The organism is Nocardia sp. NPDC019219, assembly GCF_040632645.1.
GTDB classification, from domain to species: Bacteria; Actinomycetota; Actinomycetes; order Mycobacteriales; family Mycobacteriaceae; genus Nocardia; species Nocardia sputorum.
This window is the reverse complement of sequence record NZ_JBEYCG010000011.1, coordinates 13,524-37,136: the sequence shown is the minus strand read 5'-3', so window position 1 is coordinate 37,136 and position 23,613 is coordinate 13,524. Positions and strand designations below refer to the sequence as shown.

Below are 23,613 nucleotides of genomic sequence, written 5' to 3'. Positions count from 1 at the left end.
ATTTCTCCACCTACCAAGGCTCGAATACGAGCCCAACTGTACCCGGCAGCACGAGATCAACAGCCAGTGGGAAGTCGGCCCGATGTGGTTACGCGCGTGCCTTTTCCCCGCGCATCGACGCGGCGATCTGATTCGGCATCGGCTCGTGGCGCGCGTAGCTGCGGGTGAAATCGGCGGTGCCGTGCGAGATCGAACGCAGGTCGATGGCGTAGCGGCTGAGTTCGAGTTCGGGGACTTCGGCGTGGATCCGGGTGCGGCCTGCGCCGTGCGGCTCGGTGCCGAGGACGCGACCGCGGCGGCTGGACAGGTCGCTCAGTACCGGTCCGACGTAGTCGTCGGAGACCAGCACCCAGACTTCTGCTAGTGGCTCGAGCACCCTGATCCCCGCGGCCGCGGCGGCCTCGCGCAGGGCGAGCGCGCCGGCGGTCTGGAATGCGGCATCGGAGGAGTCGACGGAGTGGGCTTTGCCGTCGAACAGGGTTACGCGCACGTCCACCAGGGGATATCCCGCAGTCAACCCGCGCGCGGCCTGCGCTCGGACACCCTTCTCCACCGAGGGGATGAACTGGCGCGGAACGACGCCGCCGACCACTTTGTCCACGAACTCGATCCCCGACCCCTCCGGCAGCGGTTCGACCTCGATCTCGCACACGGCGTACTGCCCATGCCCGCCGGACTGCTTGACGTGCCTGCCGCGTCCGTTCGCCTTGCCCGCGAACGTTTCCCGCAACGCCACCTCGTGGTCGGTCACGTCGACCTGCACGCCGAACCGGGTCCGCAACCGTTCCAGGGCGACGTCGCGATGCGCTTCGCCGAGGCACCAGAGCACCAGCTGATGGGTTTGCGCGTTGTGCTCGAGGCGCAGCGCCGGATCCTCGGCGGCCAGGCGGGCGAGGCTCTGGGAGAGTTTGTCCTCGTCGGCTTTGCTGTGTGCGCGGATGGCGACGGGCAGCAGGGGATCGGGCATCGGCCACGGTTCGATCCGCAAAGGACTGCCGGTGGACGACAACGTATCGCCGGTTTCGGCGTGACCGAGCTTGGTGACGTAGGCGATATCGCCCGCGATCGCCTGCCGGAGCGGGCGTTGCTGCTTGCCGAAGGGCGCGGAGATCGCGCCGACCCGCTCGTCCAGCTCGTGGCTCTCGTGGCCGCGATCCTCGAGGCCGTGCCCGCTGATGTGCACCGTGTCGTCGGCGTGCAAGGTGCCGGAGAAGACGCGGACCATGCAGACCCGCCCGACGTACGGGTCGGACGCGGTGCGGATGACCTCCGCGGCCAGCTCGCCGTCCGGATCGCAGCGCAGCGGATGCGGTCCGGCGCCGTTGCTGGCGGTGATGGGGTGCTCCGCGGGCGTCGGGAAACCACCGGTGATCAGGTCGAGCAACTCGACCGTGCCGAGGCCCTGCTTAGCGCCCTCGGGCGCGGGCGCGGCGAACAGCACCGGGTGGAAGCTGCCCCGCGCCACCGCGCGCTCCAGGTCGGCGACGAGCGTCGCCAGGCTGATCTCCGCGCCCTCGAGGTAGCGCTCCATGAGGCTCTCGTCTTCACTCTCGGCGATGATGCCCTCGATGAGGCGGTTGCGCGCTTCCTCCAGCTCCGGCACCTGATCGGGTGACGGGTCGCCCTGGACCTCCTCGCCGGAGGAGTAGTCGCCGACGCAGTGCGGCAGCAGCTCCACCATGCCGGTGACCGGACGGTGACCGTCCGGATTCTTCGGGCCGTACACGGGCAGATGCAGCGGGAGGATGTTCTCCGAGGATCCGCCGCCCAGCACGGTCCGGCAGGTCTCGGTCATCACGTCGAACTCGTCGCGGGCCGTGTCCAGGTGGGTGATCACGATCGCGCGCGGCATCCCGACCGCGGCGCACTCCTCCCACAGCGCCCTGGTCGCCCCGGCGATTCCGTCCGCGCCCTCGGCCGCCGAGATGACGAACAGTGCCGCGTCGGCCGCCCGCAGCCCCGCCCGCAACTCGCCGACGAAGTCGGCGTATCCGGGCGTGTCGACCAGGTTGACCTTCATCCCGCCCCACGCGACCGGCACCACCGACAGCTGCACCGACCGGTGCTGGCGGTGCTCGATCTCGTCGTAATCCGACAGCGACGTGCCGTCCTCGACGCGCCCCGCACGGTTGACCGCCCGCGCGGTGAGCGCCATGGCGTCGACGAGCGTGGTCTTGCCCGACCCGCTGTGCCCGACCAGGACCACGTTGCGGATCTGCTCCGGCCGGTCCGCCGTCATCACGCCGCCGTCGCCCGCGGCAGCTCCGTTGGTCTTGTCCACCATGTGTCTCGCTCCTTTGCCGACACCTGCCGTACCTCAACCTTCCCACCGGTCGTGGCGTTCCGCCGACGAATCGGCAGATCAGCGTGGGCGGTCACGGGCAGGCGGGGGAGGACTCGCCGGTCGTCACGAGCGTCTGGCAGGCCCAGCCCGTGGCGATGCGCCAGGAGCCGTCGCGGGCGACGAACGGCACGACGGCCGGCACGCGGCGTTCCGGGCTGCCGAGCACGACGGTCCCGAGCAGCTGACCGGGGCCGACCTCGGTCGCTTCGACAACCGTCGTGGTGATCGGCGCGTAGACCCGGGATATCCGCGCGATCAACTCCGGATCCTTGTCGTCGTCGGCGATCCGCAGCGGTTTGTCCGCCGCCGGGACCGCCGGATCGAGCGTGCGCCGCAGGCGGCCGTCGAGCTCGGCGACCGCGGGGATCGGCGGGCTCGGCTCGGCGTTCACGGAAGCCTCGGGCGCTGTGCCCGGGTACAGCTGACGGACGATGCCGAACCAGATGATCGAGGCGGTCACCCCGAGCAGGGGCGGAGAGCTGAATTCGTTGACCGCGACCACGACGCCGACGTCCCGCTCGGGTAGATAACCGAGGTGGGTGGTGTAGCCCGGGACCGCCCCGCTGTGGCCGATCCAGCGGCCGTACTCCATCACGCCCAGCCCGTAGCGCAGGTCTCCGGCGAACTGGGTCCTGGCACGGAAGGTCTCCGGTTTCAGTAGATCGCCGCGGCCGAGCATGCGGGCGTAGTCGGCGAGGTCGGAGATCGTGGACACCATGGTGCCCGCGGCACCGGCGAGCGCAGGGGTGGTCCGCGCGGTGACATCGGTGGCCGCTTCGTCGAAGTGCGCGTACCCGCGGCTCTCCGGTGCCGGCATGGTGGCGTCGATGGGATACGTCGTGGCGCGCAACCCGTGTGCGGCGACGACATCATCGATCACGCGGTGCACCGGTTTTCCGTAGACCTTCTCGAGTATGAGGCCCAAGAGGTAGTACTCGGAGTTGGAGTACTCCACGCGATTGCGTGGCGGCATCGCCCTTTCCGGGTGCGCGATGATGGCACGCAGGCGGTCGCCCTCATGCCATTCGGATGCCGGAGTCTTCGCAGTGATCTGCTCGGCGAAAGCTGGTTCTTCCCGGACATCCCAGACGCCGCCCTGCATGCCGAGCAAATCGCGGAGGGTGATGACGTCGCCGTTCGGCACTCCCGGCACGTACCGTGCCAGCACATCGTCCAACGAGAGTCTTCCTTCGTCGGCCGCGCGCAGCACCGCGGTGGCGGTGAACGTCTTGGTGATGCTCCCGATCCGCACATGATTCGCCACGTCCATCGGACGACCGGTCGCGAGATCGGCTGTGCCGTAGGCCGTGACGAAAGTGCCTCGTTCGGGGTCGTTCACCGCGACCAGTGCCCCGGGGGCGAGCCGCGCGCGCATCTGCGGCCGCACGATGCGGTCGATCCGCTCGGCTGCCTCGGATGGAAAACTCCGTTCCGCATGGTCGTTCGACGTACACCCGGCCAGCAGCGCCGCCGCCGTCGTCAGTGCCACGGCGATCGCAGCCCACGTTCTGAATCGTCCACCCATCGAGCCATCCCCCCATTTCGATACTTCTGTCAGTGTGCCATTGTCGTGAGCGGCCGGGGTCCTGCTGAGACGCCGTCGCACATCTCGCGAGACGTGCGAGAACGTATCGTTCTGGAACGTTCGGGACTCAGGACAACTGGCGGATGTCCCCGCGCACGCGGTAGAACCCGCCACGCGCCGACTCCGCGATGCCGTCGACCACGTACCGCGCCCCCGCTCGGCGAATGTCCTTGGGAAACTGCACGTTCCAGCCTTGGTGATATCCGGGCGAGACGACTCGCACGCGCAGGGAACTCCCCTGGTGCACACATTCCACGATGACGCCGGTGCCCGCGTCGGAGGTGATCTCGACGGTGTCGCTCGGCACCACCGCGGAGATCTCGGGAGCCTTCACCGACACCGTTTCCGGCAGCACGCCCTGCTCGGCATCACGGATCGCGGCCTCGCCGACGTCGAGACAGGCCAGCGTGCCGGTGGTGGTGACCAGGTACAGCTTCTCGTCGTGGTACTGCATGGAATAGGCCGAGCCGCAGCCGGTGGCCAGCTTCCACACGCGGTTACCGGCGGCGTCGAAGCAGTACACCGAGGAGTAGTTGTCGCCCGCGAAGACGTAGCGGCCGTCGGGCGAGGTGGCGCAGGAGAAGACCGCGGCATCGCACTGGTAGGTGCGCTCGGCCCGGCCGCTCTTGGCCACCATGCGGACCTGGTTGCGGGCGGTGCCCGCGTAGACGGCGCCGGATTCCTGCCAGCCGAACAGGACGTCGCCGCCGGTGCCCGCGTGCCACAGGGTGTTTCCGCTGTCCAGGTCGTATTTCGTGACGCCGGCGGAATGCCCGTGGTAGACGCCGCCGGTGTCGATGCGCACCATCCAGCCCGAGTCGCCGGTGCTGCGCCGGGTCCACAGCGACTCTTCCTCGTAGTCGATCACGGTGATGCCGCCCTGGCGGTCGGAGACGCCGAGGATGCCGTCGTGGATGTCGAGCCAGTAGATGTCGACGTCGGCCGCGATGTCGTAGGCCGCCCGCGGCACCTTGCCCGACAAGTCGTAGACGCGTCCGTCGTCACAACCGGCGTAGATCCAGAAATCGTCCGCCACAATGCATTTGACCGCATCCGGCAAGCGGTACCGGCCGGTGACCACGCCGTCCGGGGTGAGGGTGAACACGTCGCCGCTCTCGTTGCCCACCCAGCAGCGGCGCTCGTCGACGAAGATGCCGAAAGCGGCGGCCCCGGAGTCGAAACTCCACAGCACGGGCGCGGCTTTCGCGGTGGAGCGGCCGCTGCTGATCGCCCGCCGGGTGACCGGGCGCCTGGCCCGCGCTCCCAGCACGGCGGGCGCATAGCCCTTCCGCACCTTCTCACCGATCTTCTTCGCCGCGGCCGCCTGCGCCTTCTCCTCGGAGGCGAACGAACTCACCTTCGTCTGCCCTTGCTCCCCGATGCGACCGAAACGGACGCTCACCTGCGTGCCCGCCACGATCACCTCGTAGAACTTGTGCGCGGTACCACTGTCCTCGGACAGTTCGAGATAGGTGGTTCCCCCGATTGTCATAGCGCCTCGCCTGGTTTCGTCAGATCAGAACGAAACGAAAGTTAGCAACGGGCACCGACATTCAGCGGAAACCGGCCGCGGTCACGTACTTGCGGGCCGTGGCGGTTCTGGCAGAATCGTGCCGGGTTCGTCAGGAGGGGGGACACAGCATGGCGTTGACCGCACGATTCCAGCCGGGTTCGACCAGCCGCCCGTTCGTCGACCGTGAGCTGGTGCTGACGCGATTCGACGAACTACTGGCCGACGCCGCCGAGCAGCCGCGGGTCATGCTGCTCAGCGGCGTGGGCGGGATCGGCAAATCGCGTTTGGTCACCGAGCTGCGCGCGCGAGTCGAGAAGAAGCATCCGGCGGCGGTGCTGGATCTGCAGGTTCCGAGTCATCGGCAGGCCGCGGAGGGCCTCGCCGTGCTGCGCATGCAGTTCGGCGCGCAGAAGATCAAATTCCACCGCTTCGACATCGCCTGCGCGGTGCTGTGGCAGCGCATGCACCCGCATCTGCGCCTGACCTCGGAGTCGCTGGCGCTGGCCGAGCACAGCGAGATCCTGACCGAGATCCTCAACGACGCCACCGGGATCCCGGTCTTCGGCACCGCGACCCGGCTGCTGGACATCGGCGCCCGCCGCGCGATCCGCACCCATCGGATACGCCAGGACCCGGTTCTCCAGGAACTCGACCGATTGAGTCTCGCGGGCCTGGAAGAGGCCGTCTCCTATCTCTTCGCCGAAGATCTCAAGAGCGGGACCGACGGCAGGCAGCCCTACGCGGTCTTCCTGGACGCCTACGAAGCGCTGATGGGCGGCACCGACCGCGAAGGCCGCGCGGCGGCGTCGGACGCGTGGTTACGCGATGTGGTCGCGCAGCTGGACACCGGACTGGTGGTGATCGCCAGCCGCGAGCCGCTGGGCTGGGAGCGGCACGACCCGGAGTGGTCGGCCAGAATCCGGGCGGTGCCGGTCGACGATCTGCCGATGGACGCCCGCTTCGCCTTGCTCGACGCGTCCGGCATCGAGGATTCCGCGGAGCGCGCCGCGATCGCCGCGTCGAGTGCGGGCGTGCCGTTCTACCTGCATCTGGCCATCGACGCCCGCACCCGCGCGGGCTGGGTGACGCCTGCCGAATTGGTCTCTCCCGAACCGATTCTCGAACGTTTCCTGCAACACGTGCGCCCCGACGAGGTTCGGATGCTGGAATTGCTGGGCCTGCCGCGCACCTTCGATCGGGAGATCTTCACCGTGGTGGCACGGCAGTTCGGGCTACCACACCACATCGCCGCTTGGAAGTCCCTCATCGGATACTCGTTCGTGTACGCGGCGGACGAAGGCGAGCGTTTCCAGCTGCACCAACTGATGGTGGACGCACTGCAGCGGCGTTTGGATCCGGACGTGCGGCGCACGCTGCACGGGGTGCTGCACGACCTCTGGTTCACGCGTGCGGAGCGACCGGCAGGCCGCGTCGCCGCTCTGCGGGAGGCGGGATACCACGGGGTCCGGTCCGGGCTGCTGTCCGCGGTGACGTTGCTGGGATACGTCGATCGGATCGAAGCGGCCGGGGGCAGCCAAGGAATCGGCGGGGTGATCAGCGATCTCGACCGTTACCTGACCGATCCGCATGAGAACCTGGCAGGTATGGCGGAACTGTCGGAACTGACGCGGTGCCTGGAAGCGGAAGCGGCGGTGCTGCTCGGCGACGCCAAGCAAGCCGATCGGCTCACCCGCGGCGTCGACCTGGATGGGACCGGACCGATCGCGGAACGGTTGGCCGTCGCCGCGGCGAACGCACGCCGCATCCTCGGTGACACCGACGACGCGTTGGCCATCTACCACGACGTGTGGTCGCGCGGATCGGGCCGGGCCCGGCTCGTCGCCGGCCAGTGGGCGGCCGACTTGCACATGTGCCAGGGCCGATTCGGCCAGGCACTGGCCATGTGCGAGGAACTCGTCGCGATGGCGGACGGCGACGACCGTGAGTTCCTCGGGGACGTGGCGCGGTTGCGTCATCTCGCCTACCGGCTGGCATTCGACACCGAGCGCGCCGCACGATATCTGGACGAGGCCGACACCCACTATCGAGCCGCCGGAAGCGTCGTCGGCCAAGCCAATATCGCGACGAATGTCGCCGAGCTGCTGGCGCTCACCGACCCGGCCCGGGCGATCGCGGCCGCTGGGACCGCGATCGTGCGGCAGCGTGAGCTGGGTGCGCTGCACGAGCTCGGAAAGGCCTACACCGCACTCGGTTTGGCGCGGTTGTCACTCGGCGAACTGGACGCCGCGGAGCGTGCGCTCACCGAAGCCTGCGAGATCCTCGAGCAGGCCGGGTACCGGTCCGGGCGGGCCAGGGCCGAGCTGTTCCGCGCCGGTGTCTTCGCGCGCCGTGGGCAACGCGAGGCGGCCGTCCGCAGCGCGCGCTGGGCTATCGCGGAATTCGAGGGCGCGAACGTCTATCCGGGGCTGGTCCTCGTCGCGCGAGCGGTCCTGGCGCTCTACGGCTGGACCGAACCCGACATCTCCAGAGCCGCCGCGGCCGCGCGGTCGCGCATCCAGCCGCCGACGCCCGGCTCGGCCGTGGACCGCGATGCCGCCCGACTGATCGCACGAGTACTCGGTGTCGACGCCGAGGCGATGTACGACGACGCGCTCACCCGGCCGCAGTCGGCCGCCGGGTATTACAACCACAACGTCCGGGTCGACGGTGTCGCGGGTGCGGTGAACGTCCGGATTCCCGTCGAAGGCGCCGACGTGATGGACCTGCGGCAGTGGCCGGAGCCCGCGGTGCTGATCGCGATCGAGCCGTTCGTCGCCGCGGCGCCGAAGCTGCGCTGGGAATCGGTGCGTCCCGCCTTCCAGATCCACGATTACATCGACGGCGACCTCCTGGATCGCATAGCGCCGCGCGGCGTCCCGGTCCCGGCGCACGTACCGGCGGATGTCGCGGCGTTGTTCGCCGAACTCAGGCGTATCCCACGCGAGTTGCTGCCGCCGATCGAGCCCGACGGGGCCGACGACCCCGCCGCCTTCGCCCGTCGATTGTCCGCCGTCACCGCCCGGGTGTATCGCGAGAGCAGCGCGGATTTCGGCGAGCTGTACCGCCGGTTGGGCGTCCCCGACGAGCCGCTCGAGCACATCGTCGCGTCGTGGGACACGCTCGAGGCGCGGCCCTTCCGGATGGTGCACGCCGACGTGCACCGCAAGAACATGATCGTGCGAGACGGCCGGGTCGTGTTCCTCGACTGGGAATTCGCCCTGTACGGCGACCCGGTGTACGACGTGGCCACCCACTTGCACAAGATGGGCTACCTCCCGCAGGAACAGGAGGCGTTCCTCGCGGCGTGGATCGCCGCCGAGCCCGAGGCCGCGACCGGGGAGTGGCGGCGCGACTTGCGGACCTTCCTCGATCACGAACGCGTCAAGTCGGTCGTCGTCGATGCGGTTCGCTACAGCAAACAGCTCAGGCAGGGCGGCGCCGACGCGGCGGCGGAGGCGGCGTTGGTGGCCGGCATGGCCGGGAAACTGCGGCTGGCGCGGAGGGTGTGGGGTCAGCCGGAGCCGGTCGAGGACGCGGTGGTGGAAGCGGCGCTACGCGGGCGTTCCTGAGGCGCGAGCGGGCGGATCATCTCGTGGGACCGCCGATCGAGATGCCGGTGATGAACTCGGCGACGATCGTCTGATCCGGATACTGCCGCCCGTAGACGGCGACGATGGCGCCCACGCGTATGTCGGAGGCGCGTTTGGCGACCAGGACGTTCACCTTCGTGTTGGCGTCGGCACGAACCTCGAGGCTGCTGCTGGTGAACGCGTTGCGCACCACCATCGTCGTACCGTCGTTGGAGATGACCTTTCCGAAGGTGATCCCGATGCCCGTCCGGACCGGCGGTGCGGCGGCGACGGAAGGCGTCGTGCGCGCGGTGGACGAGGGTGCCGTGGACGTCGGGGTGCTGGTGCGGACCGCTGTGGTGGACGTTGCCGCTGCCGTCTGCGTCGGGTGATCGACGAGCAGACACCCGGACACCACCAGCAGCAGCACACCGACGCAGAGCCCGACGAACGCGGCCGCGCCCGAGTGATACAGCCGATGCGGTTCGTCGTCCCGGTCCCGTGGCGGCAGCGGCGGCATTCCCATCGCCGTTGTGCGCGAGAGCGTTTCGGTCTTCGGTGCGAGGGAGCCCGGATGTACTCGAGGAGGCGTGGGCTCCGGTGCTTCGTCCTCGACATTCGACGGTGGCCTGCGCCCACTTCCCGAGGCCGTGATCGATCTGATCGTCGCCCTGGAAATGCTTGTGGCCGAGAGGGATTGGGAATCCGTGCCGAGCCGCGCCAGTCGCCCTACTCGCGCCGGGTTGCGACCGTGCGTACTCCAGCGAGGCATAGGCCAAGGTTAGGTCTCCATACCTCCGCATTTGTTTTCACTGCCGGGAGTACCTGCCTGACCAGCGCTTATTTGTGATCATCAGTTCAGTAATCCGATCAGCGCGGCGAGTTCGCCCGTGCGGGCGTCGTAGTCGAGCGCGAGTAGTGTTGCGCCGCAGCAACATTGTGGTGGACGTTTTCAGCGGCGCGTGGTCCTCCGCCAAAATAGGCGGCTCTTGGGTTCGGCCTCAGTTCGGTAGGACACCGATAGCACGGAATCCGATGGAACCGATCGGCCGTCCGCTGCGTCAGTGTCGATGTAGGACACGTGAAGATGCGTGTCGGTGTGTGTTGGTCGAACCAGGCAGTTGCGAAGTAGTAGGAGGTGTTGATGGCCGCATTCGATGTGCACCATGCTGCGGAAGACTTGGCGCGGATGGCAGCGGATTTCGAGCGTCGGGCCGAACGGTTTCAGGAGTTGGAAAGCCGCATGCGGGCGCTGACCGTCACCGAGGCCGGTAAGGATGATCGAGTTCGTGTCACCGTCGACAGCAGCGGTGCGCCCACGGCGATCGATCTGTCGCCCAGTTCGCGCGGGATGGACCCGGCGGTGTTGTCCGCCGAGATCATGGCGTGTCTGCGACGGGCGCAATCGGCGTTGCGGATACAGGTCGGCGAACTCGTGCGCAACACCGTCGGCGACGATGAGGCGGGTGCCGCGATCACCGCTCAGTACGCCGAGCGTTTCCCCGATCCCGAGCCGCGGACGAGCGCGCCATTCGAAGACCGTGCCGCGTCCGCGTCCAGCCACAGCCCGTCCATGACCTCGTCTCCTTTCCCGTCCGGGAGCGCGGGCGACGCCTACCGGAACCGGGCCACCGATCTCATCGACCAGATCGCCGGGGCGGGTGGGGTCGCGGCCACTCTCGGCGAGATCATGGATACCGCGTCGAAGATCGTCAAGGCCTTTCGGAAGATGGTGCAAGACATCCTGACCAGCCTGGCGGGAGCGATGATCGGGTACACCCTCGAACTCGCGGCGTCTCTGGGCGCGGCGGGCCCGCACGTCGCCGCCGCGGTGATCGCCCGGATCGGGCGCGACGGTTTGAAGATCTCCACGCTGCTTCTCGACATGGCGAAAGCCTTCAAGGACGTCCAGACGCTCACCCAGGCCGTCGCCGCCGTCATCTATGCCCTCCTGGGTAAGGAAAACCAGCCTGCTTCGGCCTGACGATCGTGCCAGTACAACGAGGGGAAGTACGCACTGTGAATTATCAGCAGGGACCGCATATCAGTGGCCCCGGGAGCCGACCATCCGCACCTCCGCCGCAGCCCGGGCGGACGGGGCCGGATATCGCCCAGGAGGGGCAGACGAGTTTCGGCGGGCCGTGGCCGCCGGGACGAGCCGGTTCAGGCGCTGCTCCACAGCCGGGGCAGGCTGGTTGGGCCAGTCCGCCGCGACCTGCACAGATGAGCACCGGCTCCGCGCAACCAAACTCCGAGGGGTTCATGGGGTCGGCGCAACCACATTGGGGCGGTAGTCCGATACCGTCCAATCAGTTGCACCCGAATCCGTATATGCCGGAGTCTATTTCGTATCGTGGGACGACACACTACGTGCCGCCGCCGATGCATACCGTCGACCGGCCGAGATTGCGGTTCTTTCAGAACGTCGAGCGTCACCCGGTGGAAGCCTTCCAACCGGAGCCGGGCGAGACCGGCATCGTGGTCGACACGTCCTACTTCCGGTGGTGGATCGCGGGCCCCATATACGCGACGACCGGACCGCGCATCTATGTGAACGGCAGCGAGATACCCGATGCCTCCTGGGGTCCCACCTACATCCCGGTGGGTCCTGGGCTCTACCGGGTCGAAGTCCTGACGCGGGGCGCCAACCTTCTCGTCAGGTTGTTGGTCCGCGCGTGGGACTCCGATATGGGTCCGGCGGAGACTGTCGTGCCGGTAGAACCCGGATGCCGCACGACGGTGTATTACCGCTCTCCGGCGTTCTACCTCCTGCCAGGGGCGATGGGTCCGAAGCCGCCGAGGTGGCCGGGTCTCAACTGGATCCGTACCAGCTGGGTCGTCTTCGGCGCATTTTTCGCCCTGATGTTTACGGCGGTGGTCCTGAACATCCTCGACTGAGCTGTCGAAGCACCCGCCGCTCCGGCAGGAAATAGGGCTGGAGCGGCTCGGGGTTCGATGCGTCAGGTGTAACTCGGATCGCTTTCCTCACGAAAGGCTGTGATCGTCGCACGGACGACTCGGTCGAGTTGGGTCCGTAGTTCGGTGGTGTCGGCGGGGACGGCCTTGATGGTGGCTCCGCTGCGGACGAGATAGCGGCCGTCGGGATAGTCCATCACGTGGAAGCCGCGGGAGGGTGCTGGGCGGTTGTCCCAGGCCGGGCCCGCGTACACCGCGACGTGGGCAATGGTGGTGCGGGGGCGTTCGAAGAATTGCTCGGCTCGGGCGCGGGGCGGGGGTGGTGCGCCTACGCGGAACGGCTCGTCGTCCTCGGCGTCGAGTTCGTGCCGAGCGATCTCGATGCCGGGGCCGCTGCCGCGTGTGGCGTCGGGCAGCAGATCGAAAACCCGACGGCTGACGTCCTCCGCACTGATCAGTGACATTTGCACCGCCCCACCGCTATCCGGCGACGAGGTGGGTTCTTGTATCAGCAGCACGGCATGGCGATATTGCACGGCGGCGTGCACGCGCAGTTTGTCTCTTCCGTTGAAACCCGCCATCTCGATGCGTGCCTCGGGTTCGGCCAAAACACGCAGTGCGCTGTAGAGGGACTCGTCCAGGCGACGGTGCAGTCCGGCTGCTTCGGCCTTCCACTCCGACTCGTAATCGGCGACGGTCTCCGCGGTGGACCGGTACTGCAAGGGGTACGGCAGCACGTCGCGCTCGACGGCTCGCCACAGCACCGTGAAGCCGAGCGCGGTGAACGACCAATCCTGTCGGCTCACGAAGCCGGCCCCTTCGTCATGCACCACGGCCGTATCCTGCGTGGCATGGTGTCGCTATTCGGCTCGCTCATTCGCCGATCACCGGCGGCACCGACTTCACCCTGTTCTCCGCACCGAGACCAGTGAGTTCCTCGCCGTTGCGCTGGTTCACCAAGTAGTCCTTCGTCTGGTGTTCCTTGTCGTCGTCGCCCTTGCCGCGAGCGCCCGGCGCCATCATGCCCGGCATGCCGCCTGATCCCGGTCGGCCGGTGCCGGGACGCGCGGACGCGACGGTGGGAACGCCGCCCGGGACGCCGTTGATGCTGCGGCCCGGCGCGGGGGTGCCGAGGCCGGGTACGCCCGGGCCGGGACTGCCCGGGCTCGGCGTGTTCGGAGATCCGGGACCCGGTGTTCCGGGGCGGGTCAGTGATGGATCGGTGCCAGGATTGGTGCTCGCCGGTTGGGTCGACGGATTCGTGCCGGCCGGCGTGGTCGTGGTTTGTTCGGGCGTGCTTTCTTGTTCAGCACCAGGATTCGTGCTCGACGGGACAGTGTTCTCCGCCGTGTTCTCGGTACCAGGTAGCTGTGCTGGGTCCACCGTGCCGGCTTTATCGCTGGTGTCGGTACCGGACGACGACGGCTGCCAACCGCTGTTCGACGCGGACGGCTGATCGCCGGAATCGTGCACCGGGTTGTACGGCTTGGGTACCAGCGGAACGCCGGTGTCGGCTTCCCGGACGGCAGGATAGAAGACGTTCTTGACGACGTTCACGGACGCATCGTGCGCGGCTTCGTCGCGATGCTGGTTCAACTTCCAGGTCGGGCCGGGCACCCAGCTCGCGACGTTGCTGGTCCAGGTATGCGCCGGTGCTTCTTGCACGGCGGGCCGGGTGACCTCGATGCCCGATCGGATGATCTTCACCTTCTCGGCGACGATCTGCACCGACCTGATCAGTCCGCTGGACTTGTCGACGTATTCCTTGATCCCGTCGGCCGCGGCCTTCGCCGCCGCCCCTTCCCATTTGCCTTCCATGGCCTTGCCGATCTCCGGCGCGAAACCCCGCAAACCCTGCTCCAGCCGATTGCGAATGGACTCCCACCGTTGATGCAGCGCGACGACATCGGTGATCGACATCGCCTGCACACGTTGATAGAGATCGTCGATCCCGTCCGGATTCTTGTACGCGGTCTCCGGAACTTTCGGCGACTGGGTCTGCAGATCGGAACCCGCACGCATGATTTCGGCGATGCGGTTGCGTGCGATGGCCGCGTCGGGGCTCTCGTCGCGCGAACCGCTGTCCGGCGGACCCGATTTCGACTGCTCCAACAGGGCGGCGCCAATCGCTACCAAGAACGGCAGACCCATGATTAATCCCCCGGTCAGTTCAGCAGATTGCTCGTGTCTCGCGCATTGGAGTCGTCCTGGGCGCCGATGCGGTCCACGGAAATTTGGATGGTATCACGGATGAGGGTCAGTACCTCGATGTGCTCTTTGAGCGCGGAGTCCACATCGCCGTCGCCGCCGATTGCCTTCGCGCCCAGCATGTTCGCCAGTTCGTCGGCGCAGTCGAAGCGGCCCAAGCCCGTCACCTTACGCATGTACAACAGGTCATTGCGCAAGTCTTGATACAGCTGTATTTGCTTATCGCAAGCGTCCCTACAGTCTTTCGCGACCGAAGGGTCGAGATATAGGCGGCCGCCTTTCGCCTCGCTGGCCAGGGACTGCCATCGTGACCTCTCCTCTTCCAGGACCATCTCATCTCCAATCAGTGTGGCAAAACGGGCAGCAACACTCTGGCGGCAGTCGATGCGCGCTCGCAGGGTGGAACTTGGCGGCTCTTCGCTGAGACATTGAAAATGGTGACCTCTACGGCTCCGAAACTGGTGGGAAAGATCAGGTCACAAGCCTCGTCGCGGTCGTATCGTTGATCACGAAATGTGAAGCCCGAGCGGCCGTCGATCGTGACGGCAGTGAAGTCAACATTGTCTGTCTTGTTTCTGAAGGCTTCGACAGTATGGATGGTCGACCAGACTCCGAGCGAATAGTTCCACGGATGGCCCGGGTCGTTCCAGTCACAGACCTTGAAACCGGGCTCCTCGATCCCAACCACGCCTGACTTCTTCGTGGCTGGGTCAACTCCTACCTGCCGCAGCATTTGATCCGTAACCTGCGTGCACGGATCCCACAACGCGGCCGTGGCCGCCGACGTGTCGGTCGTGCCGGGCGTGGCGGTTCCGTTCGTGCCCGATTCGCACCCCGAGGCGACCAGCACCACCCCAGCGAGCGCCGCAACCGTCGCCGTCGTCCGTCGTCCCACCGAAGCCTCCCGATCCGGGCCGTTGAAGTCGTCCCTGAAGTCTATGACGCACTCGCGGGGCTTCCGGTTCCATCGGAATCGGGTGCGTTCGGATCGGGAGTCTCGGGAACTTGCGCCATCCGATGGACGGGAGTGCAGCTCGGGTGATCGTTGTCAGGAGTGGTCTCGTGGCCGGTCCGGTCCCTGGAAACCATAGGGATGGTGCGGAGTTCGATCCGCGCAGATGATGATCGACTGCACGACGGTGCTGATGTGTGGGCGGAACGCGTCGCGCGGTGCGACGACCCACCACCGGTAGCCGGTCCGTTCGTCAGTAGGCGAGGGGAGCAGTATCTCGCCGCCGTCGGGGACGATCGTCGCGGACGCGCGCAGCAGTGCGATGAAGATATCGGTGTCGTTGGCGAGCTGGTGGGTGTCGTCGGGACGGACGAGAATCGTCCAGCGCCCGGAGCCGTGTGCGATGACGGGGCCGAGCAAGTATTGCCTGGCGAGGTCGGCGTGGACCATTCTGCCGAGCCGTTCGGGTACCGTGACCGCGCCTACCTCCCCTGCGCGCAGAGTGATTCGTCGAGTTTCCTCATGCACGTAGCACGGCAGCCCGTAGACGTGCCGATAGCGCTGGCAGCGGGCGAGTGTGGGATCTGTGTTCATGGCCGCGCCGTCAGCTCGAAGCAGGGTGGAGTCGATCTTGTACGAGTTGGACAGATCGCATCGATGCAGGTCTCCGTTGAGGTTTCGAGGATGGAGGGTGATGTGGCCGGGCGGAGCGATCAGTCCCACAGCTGCGCGCAAGGGAGGTGCGGGAGATCGTCGTCCAGGTCGTCGTCGACGGTCACCGTCATGTCGGGAAACCGTTGCGCCAGTGCGTGTGCGACGCTTTCGGCCTGTGCGGCGCTCGCCTGGTAGTCCAGGCGGAGCGGACCGCTTTCGATTTGGATGTGGCGGCGGTCCGGAGCCCCGGGGGCCGCTGCGTTCACTGCGGCCTGCTCGGGTCCGGCACCATGCGTCCGCTGTCGACCAGCACCTGCCGTGCCGCCGCTTTGCGTGCGCAGTGTTTCGCGCGGCAGGCCACATGGATCTGCATCACGTCATGCGCCTGGCGGATAGTGAAGGGCTGCATCGGCGCTTGGTGGGCGGCCGCGTCACACAGGGCGATGAATTGGTACATGGCGAGGGAATGCGGGGACACGGAAACCTCTCTGTTTCGCGGATCGACCGGTGCCCGGTCCCGGGGGCTCTCGCCACCAGCTCGCCACTCTGACAAGCCGGTGCGCCGCTGAGGGTGCGGCGTCGCCCCGGTACCGGGCACCCGCGACCGAACGTAGGTCGTGCGAAAGCCGAGGTGGGAGCACGGATCGCGGTTTCCGTTCCGGCTATCCGAAGAGCCGTATATCCTGCGGTTGCAGTCGCTTTCGGGGTAAAAGCTGTGGGGAAAATTCGACCGACGATCAGGGGGGCGCTGGGCCATGTACATGACCACGGGGGAAGTGATCCGGCGGATCAGGAAATCCGTCGGCATGACGCAGACGGAACTGGGCGCGCTCATCAACTTCTCCCAGCCCGCCGTTTCCGGTCTGGAGCGCGGCGGCCCTGCCTCGCACGACGTTCGGGTCTTGCGGCTCGTAGCCCGTGCACTGGGCGTTCCGCTTGCCATACTGGTAGTGGAGTCGGACCGGGAGGCAGATGTGGACCGTCGCAACTTCTTCAAAGCAGGGGCATCAGTAAGCGCGGGGGCTGCCATGATGTCGGTTCCCGCCCCCGCGAACGCCGCCTCGGCGTCCGCCGGGAAAGTCGGCGCGAGCGACGTGGAAGCCATCATCGACAGCGTCAACCAGATCCACGAACTCGATCTGGTGGTCGGCGGCGACCGGTTGTGCCGGGTGGCGGCCAATCAAGTCCGCTATGTCGAGCAGCTTCTGGACCAAGGCAGTTACACCGAGAAGGTCGGGCGTGCGCTCACCAGCGCTGCCGCCGAGATGATGACCGCCGCCGGATGGGTGCACTATGACGCCGGGCGGCTGGACGACGCTCGGCGGTACTACGCGGACGCGGCGAACGCCGCCAATGCGGCGGGTGACGGGATCGCTGCGGCGCATGCGCTGGGGAATGCCAGCTGTCTGATGGCCAGTCGTCCCGGGGACGACGCGAAGGGGAACCCTCTGGCCGTGCAGTACGCCCAGGCAGGGGCACGGGCGTCGCTCCGTGACGGCGGTCCGAAACTGCGCGCCTTGATGGCGATCAGGGAAGCCGAAGCGCATGGGGTTCGCAAAGACAAGTCGGCGATGACGGCCGCGATCGGTCGGGCGCACCGTGCGTACGAGTCAACCCGCGGGCACGATCCGGATTGGGTTTATCTGCCGGAAGCCGAATTCGTCGGTGGCATCGGCTGGGCGCAGATGCGGCTCGGCGAGCACTCCCAGGCGACTTCTAACCTGCAAGCCGCAATCGAGAGTTCGTCGGCATGGCCCAGGGAGCGCGCCGCGTGGCACGTCCATCTCGCGGAGAACTTCACAACGTCCGGTGACGTCGCGCGAGCATGCTCACTGCTGACGGACAACTACGACACCATCGCCGGACTCGCCTCCACCCGCCTCCACCAGCGAATCGACGCGATCGCCAACCTGGTTCGCACGCATGCCGCGGTTCCGGAGGTGCGGGAATTCCTCGGGAGGCGCGCCGCGCAGGTGTAGCCCGTGGAACAAAGGGACACTCCGTCGTCCGGATCGGCGACCACGCGCGGTTCCTGACGTACCGAGGCCGTGGTTTGTTTCGCCGTCGATGATCTGAGGCAACAGCACGAAACCCTTCTGCACAGCACTTCGCCGGAAGCAGCGGGGCGTGTCATCGTTATTCGTTCGTCAGCGTGGACGGCTCGCGAGAAACGGGACAAGACTCGGAGCCGTACCAGTCTGATCGAAAGCGGTCCTTGCTCGCGAGCCGCGTCATGGCGGTTCGGACACGCAGGCTCTCGAGTAGACGACCGCTCGGCGTTTTCCTTGGCAGTGTTCTCGGGAAGCGCGGCCGTTTCACCTCCTCCATGCATCCCCGGAGTCGATGTCTTGGACCGCGATCACCATCGCGCTGCTGGACGAAGGCGGGATCGCAGGGCAGTGGCCGATCGGGGACTCGAGTCGTACCCGGAAACGGCAGCGCCTCCGCGTCGCGAAGACGAGGAGGCGCTTGCTCGGATTCGAGGGCTCAGTAGGCCCCGTTGACGTTGTCCATCGAGCCGTACCGGTGGGCCGCGTAGTTGCAGGCGGCGGTGATGTTGGCGACCGGGTCCCAGATGTCGAAGGCGGTGCCGTCGACGTGGTAGGCGTTGAAGGTCGGGTCGATCACCTGGAGCAGGCCCTTGGAGGGGGTGCCTTTGGCGGCGTTGGAATCCGACAGGTTGATGGCGCGGGGATTGCCGCCGGATTCCCGCATGATGTTGCGGTGGATGCCTTCGTAACTCCCCGGAATCCCGTGGACGCGCATGATGTCCAGGGACTGGCGAATCCAGCCGTCGAGATTGTCCTCGTAGACGGGCGGCGGCGCGGGCAGGAAGCCCTGCGGCGGTAGCCCGGGCAGCGCGGGCAGTTCGGGTAGCGCGGGCAGTCCGGGCAGGGCCGGGAGATCGATCGGCGCGGCAGCGGCGACCGGCGTGACCGGGGCCGCAGCGGTGTCGTCGGCCACCGCCACACCGGCGGAGAAGCCGACGGCGATCACGCCGACGGTCGCGGCGATGGCAGCGCCCTTGACGAGTGACGGGCGGCGGAAAGAAAGGCGTGCGTGCATCGAGAAATCAGTTCCTTGTTCGTGCGGCGATCCGGCCGGAAAAACCAGCGCGGGATCCACGGCGACACCGGGTAAGGTGTTCGCCCTCTCGGCTCGTGTGCGGTTTTCGGATTTCGTTGTGAAAGCCAGGTTCGATTCCTGGCGGCGCGACGCGGTGCACAAGCCGGGCGGTGCCCTTCGGTGCCGCTGCCGTACCCGGAGAGAAACAAGCCGTTGGAGCAGTGGAGCTGGTTTCTCGGGTCTCTTCCGGACCTGATCTCAGCTTGATCACGACTGGTGAATATTTGGCAAACGGAAATTAAATATCCGGAATTGCCGATCTTGAGCTACCCTGACACGCCTTGGCGGCAGTGCGCTGAGCTGGACTTTTGTTGGCAAACGTGATTTACGCCACAAAGCAGCACTTCGCAGTGACGAGACCAAAACGTCTCGATCCGATCACTGAACCCGCTGAATCACGATGGATCACGACCGTCCGACGCAAGGTTTGGATGCATTGACGCTCCAAGTGACGGCGATCGAAATATCTGGCGGAGTGAAGTGCGTGGTCCGCCGGTATGTCGTAGAAATGCTTCTGCCCTCACGCCTTGAAGGGCGGCGCGAGGGCAGAACTGCTCGGAGGAGGTAGGTCAGCTGCCGAAGCGGGCCAGCACGGAACTGGCTTCCTGGGCGGCGGTGCCTTCCTCGGCGAGATGCGCCATCTCCGGGGCGATCTCGCGTCCGTGGTGGGCCATCGCCTGGGCGTACAGTCGGCCGGCCCGGTAAGAGGAGCGGACCAGCGGGCCTGCCATCACGCCGGCGAAGCCGATTTCCTCGGCCGTCTTGGAGTGCTCGACGAACTCCTCGGGCTTCACCCAGCGGTCGACCGGGTGGTGGCGGGGGGACGGGCGCAGGTATTGGGTGATGGTGAGGATGTCGCAGCCTGCCTCGTGCAGGTCGCGCATGGCCTGGGTGACTTCCTCGGGAGTTTCGCCCATGCCGAGGATGAGGTTCGACTTGGTGACCAATCCGGCTTCGCGGGCGGCGGTCAGAACCGCGAGGGAACGCTCGTAACGGAAGGCCGGGCGGATGCGCTTGAAGATGCGCGGGACCGTTTCGAGGTTGTGCGCCAGCACTTCCGGACGCGCGGAGAAGACCTCGGCGAGCTGGTCCGGATTCGCGTTGAAGTCGGGGATCAGCAGTTCCACGCCCGTATGCGGGTTCAAACGCTTGATGGCGCGGACTGTTTCGGCGTAGAGCCAGGCGCCGCCGTCTTCCAGGTCGTCGCGGGCGACGCCGGTGATGGTGGAGTAGCGCAGGCCCATGGCCTGGACGCTCTCGGCGACGCGGCGGGGCTCGTCGCGGTCCAAGGCGGCGGGCTTGCCGGTGTCGATCTGGCAGAAGTCGCAGCGGCGGGTGCACTGCTCGCCGCCGATCAGGAAGGTGGCCTCGCGATCTTCCCAGCATTCGAAGATGTTGGGGCAGCCCGCTTCCTCGCAGACCGTGTGCAGGCCCTCGCGCTTCACCAAGCCTTTGAGCTCGGAGTACTCAGGGCCCATGGTGGCGCGGGTGCGGATCCACTTGGGCTTGCGCTCGATCGGGGTTTCCGCGTTGCGGGCTTCGATGCGCAAGAGTTTGCGGCCGTTCGCGGCGCGAGCGTCGGACCCGGAGGAGGTAGCCTGCGTGGCCGCGGAGGGCCCCGGGAGTGCCGCAGCAGGTTCCGCTGCGGACGCGTTGTGCGGTGTCGGGGTGTCGACTGAGGTCACTTGATCGACCTTACGCCGTCGCGATCGGCCGCTGCGGAGGTGGTGTCGCCAGAGGTGACACGGGGAATATCGCGCTCGGTGACCGGGAGATCGCCGTCGAGCGCGCGGATGATGGCGCCGGCCACCAGGGGCTTCATCTCGGCGACGGTCACTTCGCGGCCGAGTTCACGAGTCAGCGTGGTGATGCCCGCGTCGCGGATGCCGCAGGGAACGATGGCCTGGAACCCATCCAGGGCGGCGTTGCAGTTGAACGAGACGCCGTGCAGGGCCACGCCGCGCTGCACGCGCACGCCGATGGCGGCGATCTTGCGTTCGGCGTACAGCTCGGTGGCGGGCAGCCAGACGCCGGAACGTCCCTCGACGCGGCCGCAGGCGAGGCCGAGATCGGTGCACACTGTGATCAACGCCTGCTCGAGGCGGCGCACATAGTCGACGACGTCGACCGGCTCGGCGAGCCGCACGATGGGATAGCCGACCAGTTGGCCGGGGCCATGCCAAGTGATCTTGCCGCCGCGGTCCACCCGCACTACCGGGCTGCCGTCGATCGGCAGGTCGTCGGCCTCGGTGCGGCGGCCGGCGGTGTACACCGAGGGGTGCTCGAGCAGCAGCAGATGATCCGAACCGCTGCCCTCGGCGCGCTGTTCGGCGATGCCGCGCTGCAGCTCCCAGGCGGCGTGGTAGTCGATGAGTCCGAGATCCTCGACCACGATCGGGGTCGTGTCGAATCGGGCGGACACGGTGGTGCGCGGGTTGGTCACGGCGACGACGGTACGCCCACGAGGTGATCCGATTCCAGCACCTCGATGGGCGAATCCGCACCGTCGATCGGGGTTGCCAGGGAAAGAGCTGGAAGGTTGCCGCGACAGCGGCGCGGATCGGGAGACCCTCAGCTCGACGCGGCCCCGACGCCACGCGCGCCGCAGCGAATCGAGAGGCGCCTTCTTCCTGTGTCCGCATCGGTTCGGCGGGTCCCGCCAGCTCTGAGAAGCTCGGTCGAGCGAGCGATATGTTCGAGTATTTCTGAGCGCGGCCGCTCGTGCGGCTTCGTCGGGTACCGACGGCGGGTGGGAGTGAATGTCGTTTCTGAGTAAGAGGTGGCAAGTTTTCCTGGCAGGTAGCGTCGCGTTGATCGTCGTCAGCCTGTTGTGCGTGATTGTTTCCGACCGATTGGAGACGAACTACGGGCCTGACTTCTGCCGCCTACCGTTGTCGCCGTGGTTCTTCGTGGTGAACTGGGCTGTGATTGTCCTGGCCGCGGCCTCGGTGGTGTGCACGATCGCCGCGGCGATCGGGAGCAGGTCACCGATCATCGCACTGCTGACGCTGATCGGATTACTGCTGCCCGGACTCTTCTTCCTCTACATCGGTGTGGCCGTCAACGGCGACTCGAGGGCTGCAGGCCATAAGGCTCCGCACCAACATCACTGCCTGAGTGTGGCCCCTTTTTCGGCGACTGAGCTTTTCGATGACCAGAGCCAGAACGAATCGGCACGGTAGGCCCTATGGCAGCGCTCGAGGACCGCTCGTCACTGTTCGGCTTCGTTCGGTCGCCCGCGTGACGGCACTGCGCCGTTCATGGACGTCGGCACCGAAGACGGGCGCCCGGTCAATCGGCGTCGACCGGCAAGGTCAGCTGCATGAGGGTCAAGTCCATCCAGCGGCCGAATTTGTGGCCTACCTCGGGAAGGACGCCGACGGTGCGGAAGCCGAAGCGTTCGTGCAGCAGGATCGAACCGGTGTTGCCGGATTCGATGGCCGCGATCATGGCGTGCACGGCGCCGCCCCGGCGCGCACGGTCGATCAGCTCGGTGAGCAGGGCGGTGGCGATGCCGCGCCGCTGGAAGCGTTCGTCGACGTAGACCGAGTTCTCGACCGTGTAGCGGTAGCCGGATTTGGTGCGCCAAGGCCCGTAGCTCGCGTAACCTGCCAGGGCGTCGCCGATCTCGGCGGCCAGCACGGGCAGCCCCGCTCCGGTGCGGGCCTGGTACCAGCCCAGGCGCTCCTCCAGGCCGACCCGCTCGGTGTCCCAGATCGCGGTGGACGTGGCGATATTCGCGTTGTGGATCTCCAGGATCGCCGGAAGGTCATCGGTGGTCGCGTCGCGGATGACGATGGCGGGCCTGGTGTCGAGTCGATCGGTCATCGAGCGTCTCCGGGTCGTCCCACCGCGGCCGCCAGCGCGGCGCCGATGGTGGGATGGTGGAACTGATAACCCGCTTCCTCGAGGGCGGTGGGAATCGCCCTCGGCCCGTGCAGAATCGCCTCCTGCGCCATCTCGCCGACCAGCGCGCGCAGCGCGAACGCCGGGACCACCAGCGGAGTGGGACGACGCAGCGCCCGGCCGAGTGCGCGGCTGAACTCGGCGTTGGTGACCGGTGCGGGGCCGACCACGTTGATCGGGCCGGACACCGTGTCGTGGGTGAGCGCGAAGACGATCGCGCCGATCTCGTCGTCCAGGGAAATCCACGGCGTGTACTGGCGGCCGTTGCCGAGCCGCCCGCCCAGGCCGAGCGCGTACAGCGGGTGCAGCATGCCGAGCATGCCTCCGGCCCGCGACAGCACCACCGCGCTGCGCAACAGCACCGTACGCACACCGGCCGCCGCGGCGGGCTCGGCCGCCTTCTCCCAGTCCCGGCACAGCGTGGCCAGGAATCCCGAACCAGCGGGGGAGGTCTCGTCCACCACCCGATCGCCGGTGTCGCCGCCGTAGTAATGCACGCCGCTGGCGTTGAGCAGCACGGGCACGCCCGCGGCGGCCACCGCACCGGCCAGCACGTCGGTCGGGGTGATCCGGCTGTCGCGCAGCTCCTGTTTGAAGCTGCCGGTCCAGCGCCGCCGGCCGACGCCCGCCCCGCACAGGTTGACCACGGCGTCGGCGCCGCGCAGCGCCCGCTCGTCCAGCTGGGCGCGGGCCGGATTCCACGTGAATTCGTCCGGGCCCGCCGCTTTCCTGCGCACCAGCCGGGCGACGTCGTGCCCGTCGCGGCGCAGAGCCGCGACGAGCGCCGTCCCGATCAATCCGGACGAGCCGGCGATCACGACCTTCATACGTGCCGCGGGA

The 23,613-nt window shown here is 67.3% G+C and carries 21 protein-coding genes; 5 read left to right on the top strand and 16 right to left on the bottom strand.

The window, feature by feature from the left end; all coding sequences use genetic code 11:
* Positions 1-88 precede the first annotated feature (88 nt).
* The 3 genes from ABZ552_RS20640 to ABZ552_RS20630 all read right to left on the bottom strand — a co-directional run bounded on the left by ABZ552_RS20640 (position 89) and on the right by ABZ552_RS20630 (position 5,421).
* Positions 89-2,284, bottom strand: coding sequence for an elongation factor G-like protein EF-G2 (locus tag ABZ552_RS20640; protein ID WP_281874671.1), 2,196 nt, complete (start codon positions 2,282-2,284; stop codon positions 89-91).
* Between the two features lie 91 nt (positions 2,285-2,375).
* Positions 2,376-3,869, bottom strand: coding sequence for a serine hydrolase domain-containing protein (locus ABZ552_RS20635; RefSeq protein ID WP_357439078.1), 1,494 nt, complete (start codon positions 3,867-3,869; stop codon positions 2,376-2,378).
* A 127-nt stretch (positions 3,870-3,996) separates the two neighbouring features.
* Positions 3,997-5,421 carry a WGR domain-containing protein gene (locus ABZ552_RS20630; protein ID WP_357439075.1) on the bottom strand — a complete coding sequence of 475 codons (1,425 nt, stop codon included), beginning with the start codon at positions 5,419-5,421 and terminating at the stop codon, positions 3,997-3,999.
* A gap of 149 nt (positions 5,422-5,570) precedes the next feature.
* On the opposite strand from ABZ552_RS20630, the gene ABZ552_RS20625 reads away from it, so the two are divergent.
* Entirely contained in the window at positions 5,571-9,011 is a 3,441-nt protein-coding gene (locus ABZ552_RS20625) for a phosphotransferase (RefSeq protein WP_357439072.1), read from the top strand.
* Between the two features lie 16 nt (positions 9,012-9,027).
* Here the strand turns inward: ABZ552_RS20625 and ABZ552_RS20620 are convergent, their stop codons facing one another.
* Complete coding sequence (locus ABZ552_RS20620; RefSeq protein ID WP_281874666.1) at positions 9,028-9,531, bottom strand: hypothetical protein; 504 nt, start codon at positions 9,529-9,531, stop codon at positions 9,028-9,030.
* 624 nt (positions 9,532-10,155) lie between these two features.
* On the opposite strand from ABZ552_RS20620, the gene ABZ552_RS20615 reads away from it, so the two are divergent.
* Positions 10,156-10,995 (top strand): YbaB/EbfC family nucleoid-associated protein, encoded by an 840-nt coding sequence (locus ABZ552_RS20615; RefSeq protein ID WP_357439069.1) that lies wholly within the window; start codon positions 10,156-10,158, stop codon positions 10,993-10,995.
* 455 nt (positions 10,996-11,450) lie between these two features.
* Positions 11,451-11,909: a hypothetical protein gene (locus ABZ552_RS20610; protein WP_357439067.1), complete on the top strand. Its 459-nt coding sequence runs from the start codon at positions 11,451-11,453 to the stop codon at positions 11,907-11,909.
* 62 nt (positions 11,910-11,971) lie between these two features.
* Here the strand turns inward: ABZ552_RS20610 and ABZ552_RS20605 are convergent, their stop codons facing one another.
* From ABZ552_RS20605 to ABZ552_RS20575, 7 genes are all read right to left on the bottom strand, one after another.
* On the bottom strand, positions 11,972-12,733 hold the full coding sequence (locus tag ABZ552_RS20605; RefSeq protein ID WP_281874661.1) for an ESX secretion-associated protein EspG: 762 nt from the start codon (positions 12,731-12,733) through the stop codon (positions 11,972-11,974).
* Between the two features lie 67 nt (positions 12,734-12,800).
* On the bottom strand, positions 12,801-14,078 hold the full coding sequence (locus ABZ552_RS20600; RefSeq protein ID WP_281874660.1) for a hypothetical protein: 1,278 nt from the start codon (positions 14,076-14,078) through the stop codon (positions 12,801-12,803).
* Between the two features lie 14 nt (positions 14,079-14,092).
* Positions 14,093-14,467 carry a hypothetical protein gene (locus ABZ552_RS20595; protein WP_281874659.1) on the bottom strand — a complete coding sequence of 125 codons (375 nt, stop codon included), beginning with the start codon at positions 14,465-14,467 and terminating at the stop codon, positions 14,093-14,095.
* 11 nt (positions 14,468-14,478) lie between these two features.
* Positions 14,479-15,030 carry a DUF3558 domain-containing protein gene (locus ABZ552_RS20590; protein WP_281874658.1) on the bottom strand — a complete coding sequence of 184 codons (552 nt, stop codon included), beginning with the start codon at positions 15,028-15,030 and terminating at the stop codon, positions 14,479-14,481.
* Between the two features lie 153 nt (positions 15,031-15,183).
* A complete protein-coding gene (locus ABZ552_RS20585) occupies positions 15,184-15,681 on the bottom strand; it encodes a DNA-directed RNA polymerase subunit beta (RefSeq protein ID WP_281874657.1) in 498 nt (165 codons plus the stop codon).
* Positions 15,682-15,800: 119 nt separating this feature from the next.
* Positions 15,801-16,007 carry a hypothetical protein gene (locus ABZ552_RS20580; RefSeq protein WP_281874653.1) on the bottom strand — a complete coding sequence of 69 codons (207 nt, stop codon included), beginning with the start codon at positions 16,005-16,007 and terminating at the stop codon, positions 15,801-15,803.
* The gene (locus tag ABZ552_RS20575) at positions 16,004-16,219 is read right to left on the bottom strand and encodes a hypothetical protein (protein WP_281874652.1); all 216 of its coding nucleotides are present in this window, start codon (positions 16,217-16,219) and stop codon (positions 16,004-16,006) included. Before ABZ552_RS20575 ends, ABZ552_RS20580 begins: the two co-directional genes overlap by 4 nt.
* 277 nt (positions 16,220-16,496) lie before the next feature.
* Here ABZ552_RS20575 and ABZ552_RS20570 point away from each other — a divergent pair, with 277 nt between their 5' ends.
* Positions 16,497-17,720, top strand: coding sequence for a helix-turn-helix transcriptional regulator (locus tag ABZ552_RS20570; RefSeq protein ID WP_357439061.1), 1,224 nt, complete (start codon positions 16,497-16,499; stop codon positions 17,718-17,720).
* Between the two features lie 508 nt (positions 17,721-18,228).
* Here the strand turns inward: ABZ552_RS20570 and ABZ552_RS20565 are convergent.
* The 3 genes from ABZ552_RS20565 to lipB form a co-directional block, all read right to left on the bottom strand.
* On the bottom strand, positions 18,229-18,807 hold the full coding sequence (locus tag ABZ552_RS20565; protein ID WP_281874650.1) for a transglycosylase SLT domain-containing protein: 579 nt from the start codon (positions 18,805-18,807) through the stop codon (positions 18,229-18,231).
* A gap of 629 nt (positions 18,808-19,436) precedes the next feature.
* Positions 19,437-20,417, bottom strand: coding sequence for a lipoyl synthase (lipA, locus tag ABZ552_RS20560; RefSeq protein WP_281881085.1), 981 nt, complete (start codon positions 20,415-20,417; stop codon positions 19,437-19,439).
* A 131-nt stretch (positions 20,418-20,548) separates the two neighbouring features.
* Positions 20,549-21,310: a lipoyl(octanoyl) transferase LipB gene (lipB, locus tag ABZ552_RS20555; protein ID WP_281874649.1), complete on the bottom strand. Its 762-nt coding sequence runs from the start codon at positions 21,308-21,310 to the stop codon at positions 20,549-20,551.
* 316 nt (positions 21,311-21,626) lie between these two features.
* On the opposite strand from lipB, the gene ABZ552_RS20550 reads away from it, so the two are divergent.
* Positions 21,627-22,049, top strand: a complete 423-nt coding sequence (locus tag ABZ552_RS20550) for a hypothetical protein (RefSeq protein WP_357439057.1) — start codon at positions 21,627-21,629, stop codon at positions 22,047-22,049.
* 109 nt (positions 22,050-22,158) lie between these two features.
* On the opposite strand, the gene ABZ552_RS20545 is transcribed toward ABZ552_RS20550, so the two are convergent.
* Positions 22,159-22,695, bottom strand: a complete 537-nt coding sequence (locus tag ABZ552_RS20545) for an N-acetyltransferase family protein (protein WP_357439054.1) — start codon at positions 22,693-22,695, stop codon at positions 22,159-22,161.
* On the bottom strand, positions 22,692-23,600 hold the full coding sequence (locus ABZ552_RS20540) for a TIGR01777 family oxidoreductase (RefSeq protein ID WP_281874645.1): 909 nt from the start codon (positions 23,598-23,600) through the stop codon (positions 22,692-22,694). The genes ABZ552_RS20545 and ABZ552_RS20540 overlap by 4 nt, the downstream gene beginning before the upstream one ends.
* Positions 23,601-23,613 lie beyond the last annotated feature (13 nt).

Excerpts from the sequence above, each read along its gene's own strand:
- ABZ552_RS20640 (WP_281874671.1), bottom strand. The coding sequence starts at position 2,284 with ATGGTGGACAAGACCAACGGAGCTGCCGCGGGCGACGGCGGCGTGATG.
- ABZ552_RS20635 (WP_357439078.1), bottom strand. The coding sequence starts at position 3,869 with ATGGGTGGACGATTCAGAACGTGGGCTGCGATCGCCGTGGCACTGACG.
- ABZ552_RS20630 (WP_357439075.1), bottom strand. The coding sequence starts at position 5,421 with ATGACAATCGGGGGAACCACCTATCTCGAACTGTCCGAGGACAGTGGT.
- ABZ552_RS20625 (WP_357439072.1), top strand. The coding sequence starts at position 5,571 with ATGGCGTTGACCGCACGATTCCAGCCGGGTTCGACCAGCCGCCCGTTC.
- ABZ552_RS20620 (WP_281874666.1), bottom strand. The coding sequence starts at position 9,531 with ATGCCGCCGCTGCCGCCACGGGACCGGGACGACGAACCGCATCGGCTG.
- ABZ552_RS20615 (WP_357439069.1), top strand. The coding sequence starts at position 10,156 with ATGGCCGCATTCGATGTGCACCATGCTGCGGAAGACTTGGCGCGGATG.
- ABZ552_RS20600 (WP_281874660.1), bottom strand. The coding sequence starts at position 14,078 with ATGGGTCTGCCGTTCTTGGTAGCGATTGGCGCCGCCCTGTTGGAGCAG.
- ABZ552_RS20595 (WP_281874659.1), bottom strand. The coding sequence starts at position 14,467 with ATGGTCCTGGAAGAGGAGAGGTCACGATGGCAGTCCCTGGCCAGCGAG.
- ABZ552_RS20585 (WP_281874657.1), bottom strand. The coding sequence starts at position 15,681 with ATGAACACAGATCCCACACTCGCCCGCTGCCAGCGCTATCGGCACGTC.
- ABZ552_RS20570 (WP_357439061.1), top strand. The coding sequence starts at position 16,497 with ATGTACATGACCACGGGGGAAGTGATCCGGCGGATCAGGAAATCCGTC.
- ABZ552_RS20565 (WP_281874650.1), bottom strand. The coding sequence starts at position 18,807 with ATGCACGCACGCCTTTCTTTCCGCCGCCCGTCACTCGTCAAGGGCGCT.
- ABZ552_RS20550 (WP_357439057.1), top strand. The coding sequence starts at position 21,627 with ATGTCGTTTCTGAGTAAGAGGTGGCAAGTTTTCCTGGCAGGTAGCGTC.
- ABZ552_RS20545 (WP_357439054.1), bottom strand. The coding sequence starts at position 22,695 with ATGACCGATCGACTCGACACCAGGCCCGCCATCGTCATCCGCGACGCG.
- ABZ552_RS20540 (WP_281874645.1), bottom strand. The coding sequence starts at position 23,600 with ATGAAGGTCGTGATCGCCGGCTCGTCCGGATTGATCGGGACGGCGCTC.